This window comes from Corynebacterium frankenforstense DSM 45800 (assembly GCF_001941485.1).
Taxonomy (GTDB): domain Bacteria; phylum Actinomycetota; class Actinomycetes; order Mycobacteriales; family Mycobacteriaceae; genus Corynebacterium; species Corynebacterium frankenforstense.
This window is the reverse complement of sequence record NZ_CP009247.1, coordinates 1,067,230-1,088,621: the sequence shown is the minus strand read 5'-3', so window position 1 is coordinate 1,088,621 and position 21,392 is coordinate 1,067,230. Positions and strand designations below refer to the sequence as shown.

At 70.9% G+C, this 21,392-nt stretch carries 19 protein-coding genes and 1 tRNA gene; 13 read left to right on the top strand and 7 right to left on the bottom strand.

The annotated features are described in order from the left end of the window. Nucleotides 1–160 precede the first annotated feature (160 nt). From CFRA_RS04730 to CFRA_RS04710, 5 genes are all read left to right on the top strand, one after another. Complete coding sequence (locus CFRA_RS04730) at nt 161–757, top strand: peroxiredoxin (protein WP_075663674.1); 597 nt, start codon at nt 161–163, stop codon at nt 755–757. Further along, a complete protein-coding gene (ahpD, locus tag CFRA_RS04725) occupies nt 758–1,294 on the top strand; it encodes an alkylhydroperoxidase, AhpD family (RefSeq protein WP_075663673.1) in 537 nt (178 codons plus the stop codon). It abuts the gene before it with no gap. An 88-nt stretch (nt 1,295–1,382) separates the two neighbouring features. Next, the gene (locus tag CFRA_RS04720) at nt 1,383–1,655 is read left to right on the top strand and encodes an HPr family phosphocarrier protein (RefSeq protein WP_075663672.1); all 273 of its coding nucleotides are present in this window, start codon (nt 1,383–1,385) and stop codon (nt 1,653–1,655) included. Nucleotides 1,656–2,133: 478 nt separating this feature from the next. Continuing rightward, a complete protein-coding gene (locus CFRA_RS04715; protein ID WP_075663671.1) occupies nt 2,134–3,015 on the top strand; it encodes a vWA domain-containing protein in 882 nt (293 codons plus the stop codon). Between the two features lie 215 nt (nt 3,016–3,230). Further along, nucleotides 3,231–4,094 (top strand): hypothetical protein, encoded by an 864-nt coding sequence (locus tag CFRA_RS04710; protein WP_075663670.1) that lies wholly within the window; start codon nt 3,231–3,233, stop codon nt 4,092–4,094. 90 nt (nt 4,095–4,184) lie between these two features. On the opposite strand, the gene CFRA_RS04705 is transcribed toward CFRA_RS04710, so the two are convergent. Together CFRA_RS04705 and hflX are read right to left on the bottom strand one after the other, a co-directional pair. Next, complete coding sequence (locus tag CFRA_RS04705; RefSeq protein ID WP_075663669.1) at nt 4,185–5,465, bottom strand: uracil-xanthine permease family protein; 1,281 nt, start codon at nt 5,463–5,465, stop codon at nt 4,185–4,187. Between the two features lie 172 nt (nt 5,466–5,637). Continuing rightward, on the bottom strand, nt 5,638–7,209 hold the full coding sequence (gene hflX, locus CFRA_RS04700; RefSeq protein WP_075663668.1) for a GTPase HflX: 1,572 nt from the start codon (nt 7,207–7,209) through the stop codon (nt 5,638–5,640). 103 nt (nt 7,210–7,312) lie between these two features. On the opposite strand from hflX, the gene CFRA_RS04695 reads away from it, so the two are divergent. The 3 genes from CFRA_RS04695 (at nt 7,313) to CFRA_RS04685 (ending at nt 10,991) form a co-directional block, all read left to right on the top strand. Beyond that, the gene (locus CFRA_RS04695; protein WP_075663667.1) at nt 7,313–8,071 is read left to right on the top strand and encodes a hypothetical protein; all 759 of its coding nucleotides are present in this window, start codon (nt 7,313–7,315) and stop codon (nt 8,069–8,071) included. 3 nt (nt 8,072–8,074) lie between these two features. After that, on the top strand, nt 8,075–8,617 hold the full coding sequence (locus tag CFRA_RS04690; RefSeq protein ID WP_075663666.1) for a hypothetical protein: 543 nt from the start codon (nt 8,075–8,077) through the stop codon (nt 8,615–8,617). Nucleotides 8,618–9,032: 415 nt separating this feature from the next. Further along, entirely contained in the window at nt 9,033–10,991 is a 1,959-nt protein-coding gene (locus tag CFRA_RS04685) for a vWA domain-containing protein (protein WP_083666839.1), read from the top strand. A gap of 226 nt (nt 10,992–11,217) precedes the next feature. On the opposite strand, the gene CFRA_RS04680 is transcribed toward CFRA_RS04685, so the two are convergent. From CFRA_RS04680 to CFRA_RS04665, 4 genes are all read right to left on the bottom strand, one after another. Then, nucleotides 11,218–12,453, bottom strand: coding sequence for a ThiF family adenylyltransferase (locus tag CFRA_RS04680; protein WP_075663664.1), 1,236 nt, complete (start codon nt 12,451–12,453; stop codon nt 11,218–11,220). Then, a complete protein-coding gene (locus CFRA_RS04675; RefSeq protein ID WP_083666838.1) occupies nt 12,450–12,968 on the bottom strand; it encodes a molybdenum cofactor biosynthesis protein MoaE in 519 nt (172 codons plus the stop codon). The genes CFRA_RS04680 and CFRA_RS04675 overlap by 4 nt, the downstream gene beginning before the upstream one ends. After that, on the bottom strand, nt 12,958–13,458 hold the full coding sequence (locus tag CFRA_RS04670) for a MogA/MoaB family molybdenum cofactor biosynthesis protein (RefSeq protein ID WP_075663663.1): 501 nt from the start codon (nt 13,456–13,458) through the stop codon (nt 12,958–12,960). The genes CFRA_RS04675 and CFRA_RS04670 overlap by 11 nt, the downstream gene beginning before the upstream one ends. 125 nt (nt 13,459–13,583) lie before the next feature. Further along, entirely contained in the window at nt 13,584–14,843 is a 1,260-nt protein-coding gene (locus CFRA_RS04665; RefSeq protein ID WP_075663662.1) for a molybdopterin molybdotransferase MoeA, read from the bottom strand. A 56-nt stretch (nt 14,844–14,899) separates the two neighbouring features. Between CFRA_RS04665 and CFRA_RS04660 the strand changes: the two genes are divergently transcribed. The 5 genes from CFRA_RS04660 (at nt 14,900) to CFRA_RS04640 (ending at nt 20,169) form a co-directional block, all read left to right on the top strand. Next, nucleotides 14,900–15,163 carry a MoaD/ThiS family protein gene (locus CFRA_RS04660; RefSeq protein WP_075663661.1) on the top strand — a complete coding sequence of 88 codons (264 nt, stop codon included), beginning with the start codon at nt 14,900–14,902 and terminating at the stop codon, nt 15,161–15,163. Nucleotides 15,164–15,534: 371 nt separating this feature from the next. After that, complete coding sequence (modA, locus tag CFRA_RS04655) at nt 15,535–16,320, top strand: molybdate ABC transporter substrate-binding protein (protein ID WP_415684194.1); 786 nt, start codon at nt 15,535–15,537, stop codon at nt 16,318–16,320. A gap of 60 nt (nt 16,321–16,380) precedes the next feature. Continuing rightward, complete coding sequence (modB, locus tag CFRA_RS04650) at nt 16,381–18,378, top strand: molybdate ABC transporter permease subunit (RefSeq protein ID WP_245797695.1); 1,998 nt, start codon at nt 16,381–16,383, stop codon at nt 18,376–18,378. A gap of 35 nt (nt 18,379–18,413) precedes the next feature. Beyond that, nucleotides 18,414–20,024 carry an alpha/beta fold hydrolase gene (locus CFRA_RS04645; protein WP_245797688.1) on the top strand — a complete coding sequence of 537 codons (1,611 nt, stop codon included), beginning with the start codon at nt 18,414–18,416 and terminating at the stop codon, nt 20,022–20,024. Nucleotides 20,025–20,096: 72 nt separating this feature from the next. Then, a tRNA-Arg gene (locus tag CFRA_RS04640) sits at nt 20,097–20,169 on the top strand. Between the two features lie 18 nt (nt 20,170–20,187). Here the strand turns inward: CFRA_RS04640 and CFRA_RS04635 are convergent. Next, a complete protein-coding gene (locus CFRA_RS04635; RefSeq protein ID WP_075663659.1) occupies nt 20,188–21,249 on the bottom strand; it encodes a hypothetical protein in 1,062 nt (353 codons plus the stop codon). Nucleotides 21,250–21,392 lie beyond the last annotated feature (143 nt).

Sequence of the window (21,392 nt, the reverse complement as noted above, 5' to 3'; positions counted from 1 at the left end):
GCGACGTCGTCAATTTATCGCCACAATCAGCGCCGCAAAATTAATTTACTTCACTTATTGACAAACGCGCGCTTCGGACCAAAATCGGGAGACAGAGGGGCGCCGGGCCGCAGACCCGTCAAGCCCCACGGAGAATCTCTCTGCAATTCCTAGAAGGAGTGTGAACATGCTCACCGTCGGTGACAAGTTCCCCGAGTTCAACCTCACCGCACTCAAGGGCGGCGACCTCCACGAGGCCAACGCCCAGCAGCCCGAGGACTACTTCGAGACCGTCAGCCTGGACAAGTACCCGCGGCAGTGGAAGGTGGTCTTCTTCTACCCGAAGGACTTCACCTTCGTGTGCCCGACCGAGATCGCCGCCTTCGGCGAGCTCAACGAGGAGTTCCTGGACCGCGACACCCAGATCCTGGGCGGCTCGGTGGACAACGAGTTCGCGCACTTCAACTGGCGCGCCACCCACCCGGACCTCAAGACCGTGGGCTTCCCGATGTTCTCCGACATCCGCCACGAGCTCGTGCGCGCCCTGGGCATCGAGAACGCGGACGGCGTGGCCGACCGCGCCACCTTCATCGTCGACCCGGACGGCATCATCCAGTTCGTCTCCGTGACCCCGGACGCCGTCGGCCGCAACGTCGACGAGGTGCTGCGCGTGCTCGACGCGCTGCAGTCCGAGGAGGTCTGCGCCTGCAACTGGGAGGCCAACGACCCGACCAAGAACATCAACAAGATGGACGTCGTGCAGGAGGCGCTGAAGTAAATGGGTATCGCTGAACTTCGCAACGGATTCCCGGACTGGGCCAAGGACACCAAGCTCAACCTGGGCTCGCTGACCCGCTCCAAGGACCTCAACGAGCAGCAGCTGTGGGGCACCATGCTCGCCGTGGCCGCCTCCGCCGGCAACGCGACCGTGCTGCGCGAGATCGACGCCGAGGCCAAGGAGCACCTCTCCGAGGCCGCCCGCGACGCCGCCTTCGCCGCCGCGACCGTGATGGCCATGAACAACGTGGCCTACCGCTCGCGCGCCTGGCTCGGCGACGACTACTCCGGGGTCCGCATGGGCCTGCGGATGAACGTCATCTCCAACCCCGGCGTGGAGAAGGCCGACTTCGAGCTGTGGTCCCTGGCGGTCTCCGCCGTCAACGGCTGCGAGCACTGCCTGAACGCCCACGAGCACACGCTGCGCGAGGAGGGCCTGAGCCGCGAGACGATCTGGGAGGCCGTCAAGGTCGCCGGTACCGTCCGCGCCGCCGCGCAGGCCTACGACATTCTGGCGACGACCGCCTCGGACGACTAGACTTCTGGTCGAGATCGTCAGGCCTCGTGTCCGCCCGGACATCCGTTCGGGCACCCGTGGCCGCAATCCGTTCAACGAAAGGACGACCATGGCCTCCAAGACCGTTACCGTCGGCTCCGCCGTCGGCCTGCACGCCCGCCCGGCTTCCATCATCGCCGACGCCGCCGGTGAGTACGACGACGACATCTACCTGTCGCTCGTCGGTGGTGACGAGGATGACGACGAGACGGACGCCGCCTCGTCGCTGATGATCATGGCCCTGGGCGCCGAGAAGGGCGACCAGGTCACCGTGACCTCCGACAACGCGGAGGCCGTGGAGAAGATCGCCGGCCTGATCGAGAAGGACCTCGACGCCGAGTAGTCCCCGCCGACGCCGGTGCTCAAGCCGGCGCCGCGACTGACAGAGCCCTCCCGGGTACGGGAGGGCTCTTCTCGTGTCCGGGGTTCCTCGGGGATGTCTGCCCTCTGTGGGTTTGTGTGGGGTTCTGCGGGGCGCGTGCGGCGCCCCGGGCCCCTTTCCCCGCCCGTCGCTTGCCGACGTCCCGTCGGGCGCCGTGAGCGGTTCCGTGCGCCGTTGGCGCTCCGGCGGGCCGCGGTGCCGGCGGGGTGCGGGGGCGCGGGCGGTGCCACGGCGGCCCGTACGCCAGCCCCGGGGGCACCCGGGGGTCTTATCGCCCGCCGGGAATCTTTGGGACGCGGGCGCAGCCACCGGCGGGCCAGCTGCCAGGGTATACGCGCTTCGTTACATAAGCGTGTCCTTGTCCAGGGAGCACACATGCCCTGAATGAAATACGTTGGGTGTGCCCTAATTCACTTGACTGAACCTGACGAGGCACACTATGAAACCAACGGAACAACCCAGACGGGTCTCCGCCACGCTGACGGTCCTCGCGATCTTCGCGGCATTCATCGGCGTCTTCACCCCGACCGCCACCGCGCAAGACGACACGCCCGCCCAGGACGACGCCCAGGCCTCCTCCGTGCTGATCATGGACGCCTCCAGCTCAATGCTCGAAGCCGACGGTGAGGGAACCCGCATGGACTCCGCCAAAAAGGCCGCCCACACCCTCGTCGATGAGCTCCCCGACACCGCCACGATGGGGTTCGTCGCCTACGGCGCCAACGAGTCCGACGCCCCCGACAACCGCGAGGCCGGCTGCAAGGACATCGAAACGTTGGCACCGGTGGCCGAACTCGACCGCGACAAGTTCCACGCCGGCATCGACGGGCTGACCCCCACCGGCTACACCCCCATAGGCAACGCCCTGCGACACGCAGCCGACGAACTGCCTGACAAAGGTGAACGCTCCGTCATCCTCGTCTCCGACGGCATCGACTCCTGCGCCCCACCGCCGGTCTGCGAGGTCGCCGAGGAACTCGCCGACGAAGGTGTCGGTCTGGTCGTCCACACCGTCGGCTTCCACGTCGACGACGAAGCCCGCAAAGAACTCGAGTGCATCTCGCAGTCCACCGGCGGCGAGTACCGCCAGGCCGACGACGCCGACAAGCTCGCAGAGGACCTGAAGGTCCTCGCCCAGCGAGGCATCGCCGGATACCAGAAGGCCGGAACGGAATTCGAGTTCGCAGATTCGATCGAGGACGCCAAATGGCTCGGCGAAGGCCGCTACCACACCCGGGTGACCCCGAACACAAACATCAACCAGGGACTGCACTACATCCGCGTCGCCGTCCCCGAGGGCACAACGCCTACGTCTCGCTGACCGGCTTCCCCGACCGTGAGGCCACCGGCGAAGTCGTCGCCTCAGGAGGCTTGAACCTCAATTACTTCAGCTCAGAAGTCGACAGCACCTCCGGACACGACTCATGCACCAGTGAGTCGCTCACGAGTAGTGGGACCAGTACCGAGCTCACAGCCTATAAACCGCCGGAGCCTCACGTAGTCCGGATCGACGGCGGCCTCGACACCGAGTGCGACATGGATCAGTGGTACCTCGGCTACGAGATATACACGCCCAGCAAGGAGGTCAGCGACGCCTCGATCGAGGTAGAGATCTCCTTCGAGCCCGTCCCCGACGAGAAGACCCAGGCTAGCTACCCGGACGGGGAGGAAGGAGATAACTCGACGGATCACCGCGACCTCCCCCTGGAGGACGCCTCGCCGATCACCGGCGGCACCGGCTTCGCCGACGCCGTCGAAGTCAAGCCCGGCACCTACTCCGACACGATCGTCCCCGGCGAGTACCGCTTCTACAAGGTGCCGGTCGACTGGGGCCAGCGCCCCGTCGTCACCCTCCGTTCGAACAAGTCTGAGCGCGAGAACGTCGACCGAATCGCCGCTGTGATCTATTCGCCGCACCGCGTAAGTTCCGCAGAGCTCGATGTCTCCCCGCCTCATGACGGAGGCTCCGACAGCGGCACCGCCGCCACTGACCGACCGGTCCTCTTCAACAACCGCGCATCCGACACCGGTGGCCCTACCTCCCTGGCCGGCGACTTCTACATCGGAGTCGCCATGTACTACGGCCGCGACACAAATGCAGTCACCGGCATCGACCAGCCCTACGAGATCGCCTTCGAAGGCGACAAGACCGACGGCCCCGAATGGCGCATGGTCAACGCCGACGGGCCGCCGCCCTCCGACACCCCGCCCTCCACTGAGAAGCAGGAGGGCGCGGACAAGGAAGGCGACAAGGCCGACTCCGAGGACACCGACCAGCAGGCCCAGGACTCCGACGACGACGGCGGCTTCAACCTGATGTGGATCGCCGCCGCAGCCGGCGGCATCCTCGTCATCGCCCTGATCATCATCGTGGCCCTGCTCATGACCCGCCGCAGGTAAAGCCCTGACCCGCCGCGAGCACAGCTGACCCCCGACGCCGTTTGAACGGCGCCGGGGGTCACCCGCGTCGGGGGTCGGTCCTCCCCTGCCTCAGCGGCGGGAGAAGACAGCCGCGCCGCCCTCGCCGACGTGAACGTAGAGCCACTTGAGGATCGGGTAGCCGACGATGATGCCGATCGAGCCCCAGGCGATGCCCTCGAGCTCCACCGGGCCGACCGAGAGGGTCAGGTTGCCGATGCCGGCGATCAACGCCGTGGCCGCAGCGGTGAGGTTGACCGGGTTGTTGAAGTCGACCCGGTTGTCCTGCCAGATGCGGATGCCCAGCATGCCGATCAGGCCGTAGAGCACGAGGGTCGCCCCGCCGAGCACGCCGGAGGGGATGGTGAAGATGAGCGCGCCGAACTTCGGGATGAAGGCCAGGGCCACCGCGGTCAGCGCCGCGACCCAGTAGGCGGCCGTGGAGTAGACGCGGGTCGCGGCCATCACGCCGACGTTCTCGGCGTAGGTCGTGGTGCCGGAGCCGCCGGACAGGCCCGCGACGGTCGTCGCCAGGCCGTCGGCGAGCAGCGCGTCGCCGGCAAGACCGTCGAGGTTGCGGCCGGTCATCTGGGAGACGGCCTTGACGTGGCCGACGTTCTCGGCGATGAGCACGATGATCACCGGCAGGGTGACCAGCACGGCCGAGAGCCGGAACTCCGGGGTGTGGAACTGCGGCACGCCGATCCAGGCTGCCTCGCGGATGTGCTCGGCGGCCTCGGGGCCGATCGCACCGGTCAGGGCGGCAAAGACCCAGCCGATGATCACGCCGATGAGGATGCCCAGGCGGGCGACCATGCCGCGCCCGGCGACCGTGGCCACGAGGATGGCCAGCAGCGTCACGCCGGCCACCCAGGGCTGCGACTGGAAGTTCTCGGCGGCCGTGGGCGCGAGGTTCAGGCCGATCAGGGCGACGATCGCGCCGGTGACTGCCGGGGGCATCACGGCGTCGATGACGCGCTTGCCGGCGGCCTTGACGATGAAGCCCACGCAGGCCAGCGCCGCACCCGTGACGACGATTCCGCCGAGCTGGACGGCGATGCCGTCGGCCTGGGTGGCGGTCAGCGGGGCGATGAAGGCGAAGGAGCTGCCCAGGTAGCTGGGCAGCCGGTTGCGCGTCATCAGCAGGAAGAGCATGGTGCCCAGCCCGGAGAACAGCAGCGTGGTGTTGACCGGGAAGCCGGTGATCGTCGGCACCAGCAGGGTGGCGCCGAACATGGCGATGACGTGCTGCATGCCGATGCCGATGGTGCGCGGCCAGCTCAGCCGCTCCTCGGGCTCGACGACCTCACCTGGCAGGATCCGCCGGCCGTCGCCGTGCAGCGTCCAGCCCAGTCCGCGGCGGGCGGGTGCCGCCGCTCCCCCGCCGGCGGTGTCGGTGCCGGTCCCCGCCCCCCGCGGAGCCGGCGTCTTCTGTGCGATTCTCGGATTCGTTCACAGACCTCGATTATTGCGCGCCCAGGTCGCGCACGGAAATCCCCTACTTCCCGAGGTCCTCCTCGACGTCCTACTCGCGGTTGTCCTCGGCGTCCTCCCCCACCGCGAACTCCGAGAGCGAGGCGGCCAGCTCGGTGGGCATGCGCGCCTCGAGCACGGTTCCGGCGTCGGTGTACTCCTCGCGCAGCACGGTGCCGTGCTCGTGGACGCGGGAGACAAGCTCGCCGCGGGTGTAGGGGATCTCGACGGTGACGTGGGCGTCCAGGGAGTTGAGGAAGAGCTCGATGCGGCTCTCCAGCTCGTCGATGCCCTCGCCGGTGCGCGCGGAGACGAACACCGCGTCGTCGAGCGCGTGGCGCAGCTCCGCGATGACCAGCGGGTCGGCCGTGTCGACCTTGTTGACCACCAGGATCTCCGGCGGCGCCTCCTGGCCGGTCTCGCGGACGATGTCGGCGATCACACCGTTGACCGCCTCGACCTGGCCGAGCGGGAACGGGTCCGAGCCGTCGACGACGTGCAGGACCAGGTCGGCGCCGAGGACCTCCTCGAGCGTCGACTTGAACGCCTCGACCAGCTGGGTGGGCAGGTGACGCACGAAGCCGACGGTGTCGGTGAAGATCACCGCGCGGCCGTCGGCGAGCTCGGCGCGACGGGTCGTCGGGTCCAGGGTGGCGAACAGGGCGTTCTCGACGAGCACGCCCGCGTTCGTCAGGGCGTTGATCAGCGAGGACTTGCCGGCGTTGGTGTAGCCGGCGATCGCGATGGTCGGGGTCAGCGACTCCGCGCGGCGGTGGCGCTTGACCTCGCGCGAACGGGTCATCCCGGCCAGCTCGCGGCGCAGCTTCGCCATGTCCGAGCGCAGCCGGCGACGGTCCGCCTCGATCTTCGTCTCACCGGGACCGCGCAGGCCCACGCCGCCGTTGGAGCCGGCGCGGCCGCCCGCCTGCCGGGACAGGGCCTGGCCCCAGCCGCGCACGCGCGTGATCAGGTACTCCATCTGGGCCAGGGCGACCTGCGCCTTGCCCTCGCGGGACTTCGCGTGCTGGGCGAAGATGTCGAGGATGAGCATCGTGCGGTCGATGACCTTGCAGTCGAGCTCCTTCTCCAGGGCGACCAGCTGGCCCGGAGAGAGCTCGCCGTCGCAGACGACCGTGTCCGCGCCGGTGGCCGCGACGATCTCGCGCAGCTCGGCGACCTTGCCGGAGCCGATGTAGGTGCCCGGGTCCGGGGTGTCGCGGCGCTGGTAGAGCATGTCGATGACGTCGGCGCCGGCGGTCTCGGCCAGGGCGGCCAGCTCGGCGAGCGCCGCCTCGACCTCGGCGACGGTGCCCTCGGTCCACACGCCGACGAGGATGACCTGCTCGAGGCGCAGCTTGCGGTACTCGACGTCGTAGCCGTCGGCCTGCTCCTCGTGGTGGACGTCCGTCTCGCGGATGACGCGGCGGAAGGAGTTGCGCTCGGCGAGGTCCATGTCGCCGGTCGTCACGGCGTGCCCCGCACGCCCGTCGGCGCCCGCCCCACGGTGGTCGCCGACGGTGACCGACGCGGCGTCGTCAATCGCCCCGCGCCCGGTGTCGCTGTGGTTGTCCGCGAAGGCCTGCGACAGCAGCTCCTCGCGCTGATTGTGATCGGTTTCTCGCATTGCCTTCCATTGTCCCACGTCGTCGTGACGGGCGTGCCGGCACTCCCCGGTCAGCGGGCTCCCGGGTGCCTGCCCGCGCGGGCGCGCACGTAGAATCGTGCGCATGAGCGACGACCTGAAGAGCATCGGCCTGGACTTCGACCGCTGGCAGGACGCGGTCGAGGCGGCCATCGGCACCGACCGACTCGCCGTGACCGGCGCCGTGCGCGGCGGCCAGCTGATCCAGTACAGCGACCCCTCCGGCGCACAGATCAACATCCTCGCCGTCGAACCGTACTCGACCTGGGCGGGCTTCGACGCGCAGTCCCAGACCACCGGCACCCTCGACATGGTCAACGACGTCCTCGCACTTGTCGACGTCACCGACCCGGCCGGCCAGGAGCTGGGCACCATCACCGCGAACCTCTCGCAGGGCCCGCTGTTCTACGAGGTCGGTCCGCAGCCCGAGCAGCCGCTGGGCATCACCGCCCTGGCGCTCGACGCGAAGGTCTACCCCTCCGACGTCGAGTACGAGAAAGCCACCGGCGAGGTCTTCGGCGTGGTCTACTCCGAGGGCGCGCAGCTGGTCGCCTCCGGCTCGGGTGCCGCCGTGCCCGACGCCGGCGCGCAGTTCTCCGCCCGCGTGATCACCGCCGAGCGCCGCACCAGCGACCTGACCGGCCAGGCGTTCATCCACGCCACCGTCGAGGGCCCCTTCCCCTTCGACGTCTGCCTGCCCGACGCCGCCGACGTGCCCCAGCCGGGCGCCGTGATCGCCGGCACCGCCCTGATGGCGGCCTCCGTCCTGGTCACCGGCGGTGGCTGCGGCGGCTCCGGCGGCTGCGGCTGCGGCGCCGGCGGGTGCGGCTGCGGCGGGCACTGACCCATGCCGCCCGCACCGCAACGCGGTGTCCCGCGGCTCTACCTGATCGGGTTGGCCGCCGGCTGCGTGCTGCTGGTCTGGCTGATGAAGCTGCCCGGGCTGCTGCTCGCGGGCATGCTGCTGACGGTGGTCTTCGTGGCCACCCGCCGCGACCCCGGTGCGGCCGGGCGGGAGGCCGCGGCGCTGACGAACTCCGTGCGCCTTTCGGCGGAGGACATCCGTGACGTGCTCGAGGCCTTCGAGAAGTTCCGCACCTCGCAGGACGCCGACGCGCTGGCCGACCGCACCTTCAACCGGCCTGCCTTGGCGGACCCGGACACCTCCGACCCGGAGATCCAGCGGTTCCACTACCAGTGCCACGGCGCGCGGCGCTTCCTCAACCGCATCGAGGCGCGCCTGGCCGACCCGGACATGACGGTGCGCGACCTCGAGCGCCTGCTCGCGGTCACCGACCGGCGCGCGGTCGAGCTCGAGGAGTCCTGGCTGACCGCACGGCGCGCGGCCCGGCGGATCGGGCGCCGCGGGCGGGGGCTGGACCGGGACTGAGACGGGAGCGCCGGCGCGGGCCGCCGGCGCGGGCCGCACGCTTTTCCACCGGGGAACGTCAGAGTGTGCGACTACGACGTCGCACATTCTGACGGTCACACGACCGTTACGCGAATCATCACAGGTCAGAGCCTCGACGAAAAACGGGGTGTCAGAATGTGCGACCGCTTCGTCGCACAATCTGACACCCCACAACCGGCAGGCCCCGGGACCGGCCCCGAACCCGCGCCCGGCGACGCCCAATCGACCCGCGAGCACGGCCTACCGCGCCCCGTCGGTGCCGTGCCGGTCCAGCCTGGCGCCAGTTCCCGCACATCGTTACATAAGCGTGTCCTTGTCCGGGGCGCGCGCATGGTGTGAATGAAATACCTTGGGTGTGCCCTATTTCACTTAACTGAACCTGACGAGGCACACCATGAAACGAACGGGACAACCCATACGGGCCTCCGCCACACTGACGGTCCTCGCGATCTTCGCGGCATTCATCGGCGTCTTCACCCCGACCGCGACAGCACAGGACGACGCCAAAGCCTCCTCCGTGCTGATCATGGACGCCTCCAGTTCCATGCTCGAATCAGACGGCGACGGCACCCGCATGGACTCCGCCAAGAAGGCCGCCCACACACTGGTCGACGAGCTGCCCGACACCGCCACGATGGGACTGGTCGCCTACGGCGCTAACGAATCCGACGCACCCGACAACCGCGAGGCCGGCTGCAAGGACATCGAAACGTTGGCCCCTGTGAAAGCGCTGGACCGCGACAAGTTCCACGACGGCATCGACGGGCTGACCCCCACCGGCTACACACCGATGGGCAACGCACTGCGCCACGCAGCAGACGAACTGCCCGACAAAGGTGAGCGCTCCATCATCCTGGTCTCCGACGGCATCGACTCCTGTGCCCCACCGCCGGTCTGCGAGGTCGCCGAGGAACTCGCAGACGAAGGTGTCGGCCTGGTCGTCCACACCGTCGGCTTCCACGTCGACGAAGCGGCACGCAAGGAGCTCGAGTGCATCTCCGGGTCCACCGGCGGTGAGTACCGCCAGGCCGACGACGCCGACAAACTCGCCGAGGAACTGCAGTTCCTCGCACAGCGCGCCGTGACCACTTACAAGGCCGCCGGCACGGAATTCGAGTTCGCCGACTCGATCGAGGACGCCAAGTGGCTCGGCGAGGGCCGTTACCACACTCGAGTGACCCCCAACAACGAGAAAGACGAGGGCCTGCGCTACATCCGCGTCGCCGTCCCCGAGGGTCACAACGCCTACGTCACCGTGACCGGCTTCCCCGACCGCGATGCCACCGGTACCGCCGGTGATACCTCTGGTCCTTCGAAAAATCTCTTTTACCACCTGGACGACATCGGTAATACATCCAACGGAAAAGACTGCTCTGGCGATGAAATGGGGCTGGCTACCGGAGAAACTCCCCTCAGCGCGTACACACCGCCGGAGCCCGTAGTCGCCGGAATTGAGGCCCCTCAGGGCGACGACTGCAATATGGAACAGTGGTACCTCGGCTACGACATCTTCTCCAGTGCTGATCTGACCGGCCGTGAAGTGTCCATCGAGGTCCAGGTCGCCTTCGAGCCCGTCCCGGATGAGACGCCCATGCAAGGCATCCCGGAGGATGGCTCCGGCGGCGACCAGAAGAGCCAGGCGGACCTCCCCTTGGACGAGACCACGCCGGTCACCGGCGGGACCGGCTTCGCCGACGCCGCCGAGGTCAAGCCCGGCGCCTACTCCGACACGATCGTCCCCGGCGAGTACCGCTTCTACAAGGTGCCGGTCGACTGGGGTCAGCGCCCCGTGGTGACCATCCGCACCGGCAAGTCGGAACGCGGCGACGTTCTCGACCGAATCTCGGGCACCATCTACTCGCCCCACTTGATCGAAGCCCGTGAATTCGTCGTCGAACCTCCTGAAGACGGCACCGAGACCACCACCGCGACGACCGAAAAGCCGATCCTCTTCAACAATCGCCAAAGCAACAGGGCCGGTGGCAAATTCTCACTCGCCGGCGACTACTACGTGGGAGTCGCTATGCGCCTCGGCTCCTCGGACGAAGCCCGGGGCATCGACCAACCCTATGAGATCGCCTTCGACGTCGAGGGCGACAAGGTCGACGGCCCCGAGTGGCGCATGGTCAACGCCGACGGTCCGCCGCCCTCAGACACCCCGCCCTCGGATGAGAAGGACAAGGACGCGGAGAAGAAGGACGACAAGGCCGAGGCCGCGGACACCGACCAGCAGGCCCAGGAGTCCGAGGACGACGGCGGCTTCAACCTGATGTGGATCGCCGCCGCAGCCGGCGGAATCCTCGTCATCGCCCTGATCATCATCGTGGCCCTGCTCCTGACCCGCCGCAGGTAGCCGGACGCGTCAGAGTGTGCGACGACGGCATCGCACACTCTGACGGTCACACGACCGTTACACGAAAAGTCGCAGGTCAGAGCCTCGACGAAAAACAGGGTGTCAGATTGTGCGATCGCTTCGTCGCACAGTCTGACACCCAGCAGCCTGCAGGGCCCAGGGCCGGCCCCACGCCCAGCCCCCAGCAGGGCCCAGGACCGCACCGCACCCGCACCCGGGTGCTCCCCTACCGCGCCCCGTCGGTGCCGTGCCGGTCCAGCCAGGCGTCGATGCCGCCGCGCAGGCTGACCAGGCCCTCGAAGCCGCGGTCGGTGAGCGTCTGCACGGCCAGCGCCGAGCGCACCCCGCCGGCGCAGTAGACCACCACCGGGGCATCCTCCGCGGTCTCCGGCAGCTCGGGGTCACGCCCCGCGAGCAGGTCAGGCAGCGGGACGTGCACGGCACCGGGCATGTGGAAGGCCTCGTACTCAGAGTCGTCGCGGACGTCGAGGAGCACAGCACCCTCGGGGATCTCGGAGACCTCGCGCACCTGGCGCTCCCCCACCCCGGCTACACCAGCCTCGCCGGCCGCCGCCCCACCGGCGCCAGCCCCGCCGGCCGCCGAACCACCGGCGGCACCGGCACGATCAGCACCGTCACCCGGCTCCTCAACCGACGCACCACCACTAACCGCATCCCCCACCGCGGAACCGTCCACCAGGAACTCCCCCGCCGCGACCCGACGCGCCACCTCGGGGTCCCCCACCAGCGGCACGTACTCCCAGCGTCCGACCAGCGAGTCCAGGTAACCGAGCGATCCGCACAAGACGTCACCGACCCCGGTGACCACCTTCAACGCCTCCATCGCCATCGCGGAGCCGACCTGGCCCACCACGGGCCCGAGCACCCCGGCCTGCGCGCACGAGGGCACCGAGCCGGGCGCTGGCGGCGCGGGGAAGAGGTCCTCGTAGACCGGCCCGCGGGTGGCGTCGAAGACGGACATCTGCGCCTCGAAGCCCAGGATGGAGCCCCACACGTGCGGGATCCCGGCCCGCGCGCAGGCCCAGGAGGCGGTGTGGCGCGCGGCGAAGTTGTCGGCGCCGTCGAGGAGCACCGCGGCGTCGTCAAGCACCTCGGCGGCGTTGGCCGGGGTGAGCCGCGCGCGCACGGCGCGCACCTCGATGTCGGGGTTGAGCGCGAGCATCGCCGCGCGCGCCGAGTCGGCCTTGGGCTCGCCGATGCGCGCGGTGGCGTGGATGACCTGGCGGTGCAGGTTGGACAGGTCCACGAGGTCGTCGTCGATGACGGTGATCCGCCCCACCCCGGCGCCCGCCAGGTAGAGCAGCGCGGGCGAGCCGAGCCCGCCGGCGCCGAGCACCGCGACGTGCGCCCCGGCCAGCGCCTCCTGCCCTGCGCGCCCGAAGCCGGCCAGGGTCAGCTGGCGCCGGTAGCGGGCGACGGCGCGCGCGTCGAGGCGGCTCACTCCAGGCCCACCCAGTGGTTGGTGCCGTCGGCCATCTCCTGCTCCTTCCACACGGGCACGCGCGCCTTGACCTCGTCGACGACCTCGGTGGCCGCGGCGAAGGCGGCCGCCCGGTGCGCGGCGGCGACCACGACGTAGAACGCGGTGTCGCCGATGGCCAGTGCGCCGGTGCGGTGGGCGGCCCACACCCGTGCGTGCGGGTGCCGCTTGACGACGTCGCGCACGACCTCACCCATGACGTCGCCCGCCGTGGGGTGCGCCGTGTAGGTCAGGGCGTTGACGTCCGCGCCGCCGTCGTGGTCGCGGACCACGCCGTCGAAGGTGACCACCGCGCCCATGGCGGGCGTGGCGGTCGCGGCGCGGGCCTCGACGGCGAGGTCCTCGAGGCGGTCCTCGGTGAGGAAGGCGGCGATGACGCGGCCGGTCTGCTCGTGGACGCGGGCGGGGTCCTCCCCCGGGGTCAGCGGCTGCGCTTCGGCTCCGGTGGCCGCGTCGGTGACGGGGTCAGTGGGCATGGTGTCCTTCCAGCATGTCGGCGAGGTGGTCGATGAGCGGGTCGAGGGTGGCGATGCCGTCCTTGACCGCGCCGCGCGAGCCCGGCAGCGTCATCACGAAGGTGCGCCCGACGGTGCCGGCGACCGCGCGGGAGAGCGCGGCGTGCGGGGTGGCGGCGGCCCCGGTGGTGAAGAAGGCCTGCACCACCCCGGGCAGGGTGCGCTCGAGGTGGGGCTCGACGGCCTCGACGGTGCGGTCGTCGTCGGTGATGCCGGTGCCGCCGGTGGTCAGCAGGACCCGGGGCAGCAGGCCAGGGTCGGCGAAGAGCTCGCCGAGGACGGTCTCGATCTCGGCGTCGGCGACGACGACGGCCTCGGGGGTCTCGAAGCCGCGGGAGCGCAGCCACTCGACGAGCAGCGGGCCGGTGCGGTCGGTGTAGGTGCCGTCGGCGGCGCGCGTCGAGGCGACGACGACGAGCGCGTCGCGGGCACCGTTCGTGGGTTCAGACACGGTGGATCCTTCCTGTTCGTGGGCGGGGCCGGGTCGGCGGACGGGAGCCGCCGGCCAGGCCGGGTCGGTGGGCGGGAGCCGCCGGCCGGTCCCGGGGCGCTGGCTGGGGCCGGGAGCCCGGTCCCCTACAGCCGGTGGACGGTCACGGCGTCCCCGGCGGCCAGGTGGGCCCCCGAGGGTACCTCGATGAGGCAGTCGGCCCCGACGGCCTGGGAGATCAGGTGGCTGCCCGGCCCTCCCAGCGGCGTGGCGGTCACCACGCTGGCGTCGCCCGCCGCAGCCGCACCGGGCTCAGCACCCGGCGCCGCCCCGGCGCCGGTCTGCGCCCCACGGCCCAGGTACCCGCGACGGAACTGCACGCGGGCGTCGGAAAGCCCGTCCAGCGCCTCGGTCAGCCGCGCGGTCTCGGGGGCGGGCGCCTCACCGAGTGCGGGAGCCACAAACAGCCGGAAGCTGACCATGGTCGAGACGGGGTTGCCGGGCAGGCAGACCACGGGCACCCCGGCCAGGCGCCCGACGCCCTGCGGGCCGCCGGGCTGCTGGGTGACGTGGCCGAACCAGACGTCCTCGCCGTCGGCCTCGAGCAGCTGGCGGACGACCTCGAAGCGGCCGTGCGAGATGCCCCCGGAGGTCACCACCGCGTCCGGGCGGTGCGCCTCGATCGCGGCGGTCAGATCGGCGGCGAGGCGCTCCGGGTCGTCGTCGGTGCGCACGCGGGCCACCGGCTCGAGGCCGTGGCGGCGGCACAGCTCGGCGAGCATGGGCCCGTTGGAGTCCGGGATGGTCGCCGCGCCGTCGGGATCGTCGACGACCTCGGCGCCGCCGGTGCAGATGAGCACGCGGGCCCGGGCGCGCACGCGAACGCGTGTGACGGAGGCGTTGATCAGCGCGGCCAGGGTGATCGCGTCGACGCGCTGGCCGGCCGGGGCCACCACCGCACCGCGGGCGAGATCGGAGCCGGCCGCGCGCACGAACTTCCCGGCGGTGGTCGCCGGCACGTGCACCTCACCGGCGGCCTCGGCGGCGGTGAAGGTGTCCGGTCCGCACTTCTCCACCGGCACCACGGCGGCGGTGCCGCCGGGCAGCTTCGAGCCGGTCATCACGGGCACCGCGCGGCCGGCCACGCCCTCGGGCACGACCTCGGCCGGGTCGGTGCCGGCGGGCACGGTCGGGCCCACGGGCAGCCCCGCGGGCAGTGTTTCCAGGGAGGCGGCGTCGACGGCGTAGCCGTCCATCTGGGAGTTGTCGAAGCGCGGCGAGTCCGCGGCCGCGAGCGCGTCGGCGGCCAGCACGCGGCCGGCGGCCTCGCGGACGGCGACCTCCTCGGTGCGCGCCGGGCCGAGCAGACGGCGCACGGCGGCGAGATGTTCTTCGGGACTACGCATCTACGGCAGCCTCTCCCTTTCTCGGTTTTCCACGGCCCGCAGGTACGGTCGGGCACATGTCCACGATAGAGGTCCACTACTTCGCCGCGGCGCGCGCGGCGGCCGGCACCGCGCTCGAGCGCGTCGAGGCGCCGGGCACCCTCGGCGAGCTCGTCGGGCAGCTGGCGGCCGGCCACTCCGGCACCACGGAGGCGGGCATGTCCCTGGCCTCCGTGCTGGAGCGGTGCAGCTTCCTCGTCGACGGTGCGCGCAGCGAACTCACCGCGTCGCTTGACGACGCCGCGCGCGTCGACGTGCTGCCGCCCTTCGCAGGCGGCTAGAGGGTTGGGCCGGCGCTGTCGCGCCGACCGGGGGCCTAAAGGTTCACCCCCGAACCGCTCCCCCGACCCCGCCCGGATCCGGGAGGTGTACAGATGTACACCCCCGTCCGGGCGGTCTTTTTACACGGATACACCCGTACCCGGTGAGCAGCACCGACGGCGCCGGGTGGCGCCGGCGCCCGCGGACGCGACGTCGGCAATCGAAGCGCATACCGGAAATAACCACGTCTGAACCCGGTTCATCGTGTCTGAACAGCGCCGACAAAAGCTGTCATACTGGTGCCCGCATACCGGAATCGCACTGAAAGGAAGCTTTTCCCGTGAAGAAGACCCTCGCAGCCATCTCCGTCGTCTCCGCCGCGGCGATCGTCCTGGCCGGCTGCTCGCCGTCCAACGAGAACGACTCCTCCGCCGAGGCCACCTCGAGCTCCGCCGCGGGCTCGAACTCTGAGTCCCAGGCCGCCTCCGACCAGAACGAGGCCGTCGACCTGACCGTGCTCGCCGCCGCCTCGACCCGCGTGCTCAACGACGACCTCGACGCCCAGACCGCCGAGCTGGACACCCCGCTGAACCTCGAGTTCATCAACGGCGGCTCCTCCGGCCTGGTCCAGCAGCTGCAGGACGGCCACCCCGGTGACGTCTTCATCTCCGCCGACAAGAAGAACATGGACAAGGCCGTCGACGCCTCGGTGGCCTCCGACCCGGTCGAGATCGCCCAGAACTCCATGGTCATGGTCGTGCCCAAGGGCAACCCCGGCGAGATCACCGGCGTCGACGACGGCTCCATGGACGGCAAGAACGTCGTGCTGTGCGACGAGCAGGTCCCCTGCGGCAACGTCTCGAAGTCCATCCAGGAGGACCTGGGCATCGACATCGAGGCCGTCTCGCTCGAGCAGTCCGTCTCCGACGTGCTGGGCAAGGTGACCTCCGGTGAGGCCGACGCCGGCTGGGTCTACCGCACCGACGCGCAGGCCGCCGGCGACGACGTCGAGGTCATCGAGATCCCCAAGGCCGAGGACCACGTCAACTCCCTGTACGCCGCGGTGACCACCAACTCCGAGAACCCGGAGGCCGCCCGCGAGCTCGTCGACCTGCTGACCTCCAAGGAGTTCGCCGAGACCTGGGAGAAGTACGGCTTCACCCCCGTCTCCGAGTAAGAGGTGCGCGTGACACGCACTCCCACTGAGCAACCGGCCCCCAGGCCCGCAGGCGCCCGGGTGCCGGTTGCCCTGCTTCTGGTCGCCGTCATCGGCGTCGTCGTCATCGTCGGCCCCGTGCTCGCCCTCGGCGTGCGCGTGGACTGGTCGCAGTTCTGGCCCGTCCTCCAGGAGGACGACACCCGCGAGCTGCTCGCCGTGACCGTCTACGCCGCCGTGCAGGCCACCCTGATCACGGTGCTGCTCGGCGTGCCGCTGGCGGTGTGGATCTCGTCCTCCGAACGCTTCGGCGCGCGTGTGGTGCGCCTGCTGGTGATGCTGCCGCTGGCGATGCCGCCGGTGGTCGCGGGCCTGGCGCTGACGGCCGCCGTGGGCCGGCGCGGGCTGCTCGCCCCGGTGCTCGACGCCCTGGGCATCCAGTTCGCCTTCGCCTTCCCCGGCGTGGTGCTCGCCCACACCTTCGTCGCGCTGCCCTTCGTGGTCGTCTCCGTCGACTCGGCCCTGCGCCAGATCGACCGCGAGATCCTCGCCTCGGCCGCCGGCGTGGGCATGCGCCCCCGCGAGATACTCACCCGCATCACGCTTCCGGCCATCGCGCCGGCCGTGGCCACGGGCGCGGGCCTGGCCTTCGCCCGCTCGCTCGGCGAGTTCGGCACCACGCTGACCTTCGCCGGCTCCATGCCCGGCGAGACGCGCACCATGCCCATCGGCATCTACCTCGAGCGCGAGATCGACCAGGACCGCGCCTACGTGCTGGCCGCGGTGCTGATCATCCTCGCCGTCCTCGTGCTCTTCGCCGCGATGCTGCCCACCCTCTTCGCCCGCGAGCACACCCCGCGCCCGGCGACGATCACCGCGCTGGACACCGACCGGATGCGCGAGCTGACCCGGCCGGCCTCCGGCGGCACCGGCGTGGAGATCACCACCCGCGGGGTGACCACCCACTTTCCCGCTGGCACCATCACCGCCCTGATCGGGCCGAACGGCTCGGGCAAGACCACCCTGGCCGGTCTGATCGCGGGCAGGCTGCGCGGCGCCGAGGTCCGCGTCGACGGCGAACTGGTCGACGGGCCCGCCCGCGGCGACTTCGTGCCCGCCCAGCGCCGCGGCATCGTGCTGCTGACCCAACGGCCCGGCCTGCCGCGCACCGCCACGGTGCGCCAGGCGGTCACCATGGCCACCCGGGACAGGGAACTGTCCGGCGAGCTGCTCGAGGCCGCGGGTCTGGCGGACCTGGCCGACACCCCGGTGCCGGCGCTCTCCGGCGGGCAGGCCGCGCAGGTCGCCCTGGTCCGCGCCCTCGGCGCGCGACCCGGCGTGCTCATCCTCGACGAGCCGATGGCCGCCATCGACGTCGACTCCACCGCCCGCTGGCGCCGCCTGCTGCGCGCCACCGGCGGCGACCGCACCACGATCATGGTCACCCACGACCCCGTGGATCTGGCCGGGCTCTCCGAGCGCGTCGCCGTGATGCAGTCCGGGCGCACCGTCGCCGAGGTCCCCACCGGCGAGCTCTTCGCCCTGCCGCCCACGGACTTCGCCGCGCGCCTGGCGGGTGTCAACCGCCTCGAGGGCACGGTGACAATTTCCGACGCCGCGTCGGTCACCGTCGGCGTCGCCGGCCAGGAGGTTGCCGGCCAGCTGTCCGCGGACGCACCGGCCCCGGCCGGGGGCGTCGCCCCCGGCACGCCGGCCGTGGTGACCTTCGCCCCGACGGCGGTCACGCTCGCGCGGCGCGCGGGCGCCGACGGTGACGGGACCGGCGAGGACGCGCGGCGGGACGTCGGCAATCGCGCACCGGAGGTGCTCTCCGCGCGCAACCGCTGGTCCGGCACCGTGCTCACGCTCGACTCCACCCCGGCCGACGCCGGCGCGGGCGCGAACGTCATCGTCACGGTGGGACTCGCGGACGGCGTGCAGCTGACCACCCCGGTGACCACCGCCGCGGCCGTGGAACTGGGCCTGGAGTCCGGGGTCGCGGTCGACTGCCTGGTCAAGGCCACCGCGGTCACCATTCACCCCCGCCTGATGCCCGGGCCCGGCGCCGATAAGGTCTAGCTGATACCTTCATGGGGACCCTGAAAGGAGCCCCTGTGAAGAACATCCTGCGCAGCGCCGCCGCGGTCGCCGCGGCGGCGCTCAGTGCCACCACGCTCACCGTCGCCGCCTCGCCCGCCGGCGCCCAGACCGCCGGCGTCAACTGGGGCGAGTGCCCCGTGCGCGTCGACCAGCCCGGCGCCCAGTGCGGCACCGTCGAGGTGCCCGTCGACCACGCGAACCCCGACGGCGAGAAGATGGAGGTCAGCCTCGTGCGGCTGCCCGCAGGCGGCGAGAAGCGCGGCACCGTCTTCGCCAACCCCGGCGGCCCGGGCGTGGACGCCATGGGCGTCTACGGCTCCACCCAGGGCATGGCCTATCCGGCCGCGATGCGCGAGCACTACGACGTGGTCGCTGTGCAGCCGCGCGGGCTCTCCGGCTCCCGGCCGATGACCTGCAGCGAGAACGCCTCGGCGGACTTCGTCTCCCAGACGGTCAACGTCGGCGGCGCCGTGCGCAGCGCCTGCGAGGCGACCCACCCCGGCTTCCCGCGGCAGATCACCACCGAGAACACCGCCGGCGACTGGGAGTCGGTGCGCGCCGCACTCGGCGAGGACCGCATCAACATCCTCGGGGTCTCCTACGGCACGCTGCTCGGCTCCGTCTACGCCTCGACGTACCCCGAGCGCGTGGACAAGCTCGTGCTCGACTCCGGCTTCAACCGCGAGACCATGTGGGCGCCGCTGATGAACGGCCAGCGTGCCGGCTACGAGCGCTCGCTGCACGACTTCTTCGGCTGGGTCGCCGCCAACGACGAGACCTACCACCTCGGCGACACCCCGCTGAAGGCCTACCAGTCCTGGTCGGCGGCCGTCACAGCCGAGGCCGGCACCAACCCGACCGTCGCCCCGCCGGCCGCGCAGGTCGGCGACGTGCCCGCCGGCCTCGAGTGGGCCGGGCAGTCCGCCGCGGACCTGATGACCGCCACCGGCCTGCAGCGCGTGCAGCTCGAGAGCCTGGCCTCCCAGGCGACGAACCCGGGCGCGAACCAGTCCAACTCCGAGCTGCTGGTGACCACCCGCCTGCTCGTGCCCACCCCGGCCACCTGGGACGTGCTGGCCCAGATGATCAACGGCAGCATCGACCCCGCCGAGGCGATGGGGGCCGCCGACGAGATGGACGCCGAGACCAAGGACCGCGCGCTGGCCGAGGCCGCCGAGGTCGAGGAGTCCTTCATCTACATGCAGAACACGATGATCTGCAACGAGTCCGAGGCCCCGGTCAACCCGGCGCTGTGGCCCGAGGCCCTGTGGTACTCGCTGGTCACCGGCGACATCTTCGCCTCCCCGGGGGCCCTCTTCGGCTCGGGGGCGTACTGCTCCGGGGCCCCGGCGACCACGAAGGTCCGCCCGCTCGACGGCTCGAAGCTCGAGCACCGTCCCCTGCAGCTGCAGGCCACCGGCGACCCGCAGACCGTCTACGGCAACTTCGACAACATGGCCGGGCAGATGAACAGCCAGGTCGTCACCGTGCACGGCCCCGGCCACGGGCAGTTCGGCGCCGGCAACCCGGCCGCCGACGAGCTGGTGATGCACTACCTCGAGACCGGTGAGGCCTCCGCGGCGGAGATCCAGGGCATCGACCCCTCCGACCCGCAGATCAGCTAGCCGCGGTTAGGCCGCACGGGCGGGCGGTGCTAGACTGTCTCCCGTTGCCCGGCGGCTCACCGCCGGACAGATGCCCCCGTAGCTCAGTGGATAGAGCGCCGGTTTCCGGTACCGAAGGTCGCAGGTTCGACTCCTGTCGGGGGCACGACGACGCCGCAGGCCATCAGGCCCGCGGCGTTTCTTCGTCGAAGGTGAATGCCCCGGAGAACTCACCGCGCTCGAGCGGGCCGGCGAGCTCGTGGGCGACCACGCAGATCTCGGCCATCATCTCGCCCTCGGGCGCGGTCTCGATGTCGCCGGCGAGGAACTGCTGCGCGATGTTGCCGGCCGGGGCCACCTCGCCGTACCCGGCACGGGTCAGCGCCAGCCAGGCCGCGATCTGCGCCGCGAACTCGGCGGCCTCGGGGGACCTCGTCTCGTGGCCGCGCCTGGCCGCCTCGCGCAGCAGCGACCACCTGCGGTTCTGGCTTTCCTGGATCCGTTCCCCCCGCGAGGTGCGCGGCGCGGAGGCGGACTCGTCCGGGACACGCTCCGGCAGGTACCTGTTGCGTGCGCTGCGCAGCAGCGGCAGCCGCACCTGCAGGCGCCCTGCGGCGACCATGAGCTCCCACAGCCGGCGCGAAGGCGTGAGGCGGGTCCAGTCCGGCGTGGGCGCCATCTCCAGGACGACACCGCGCAGCCGAGACTTGTTCGGGACGGAAACCAGGCCCGGGTAGCCCAGGCGCGTGGTCACGAAGTATCCCCCGCCGAGCCCGAGCTCGTCCGGGTCCCGGCTCGGCTCCGGGTCCACGGCGATCCCGAGGTCGGGCAGGCCGCGCATGAACCGCGCCGCCAGTCCCGGATGGTCCACGGGCCGGGAGAAGAGTCCGCGCTGCTCGCCCTGCGGGTCGGCGGCGAGACCCGCCTCCGCGCCGACGATCGGGCGGGTCTGGGCGATGTCGTAGACGGGCAGGAGCGGGGCGCCGGGCTTGAGGATCATCTCCGGGCGCTCGTCCGCCTCCGGTCGGCGCCCGAGTTTCTCCCAGCCCTCCCGGGTCTCCACATGCGTGGCCTGCGGGCGCTGGAGCAGCAGCGCGACGGCGTTGTACGGGGCCAGGCCATCGAAGAGCGCGACGGCCTGGAGCAGGGAACGGGCGGATTCGGTCTGGGCGGAGTCGGCGGGGTCGGGAAGTTCGGTGGCGAAGGCGTCGAACAGGGAGAAGTCGGTGTAGGAGCTGGACGTCATGGTCGGTCCTTTCGGTCGGCTACGCGACCCACACTATGAACCGCCCGTGACACGACCGAACGGGATCCGCGCATTTTCGAACAGGCTCTCTAGCTCCCGCACCCCGGGCCCGGCCGTCGAGCCCGCCTGGTCGCCCCGTCCGC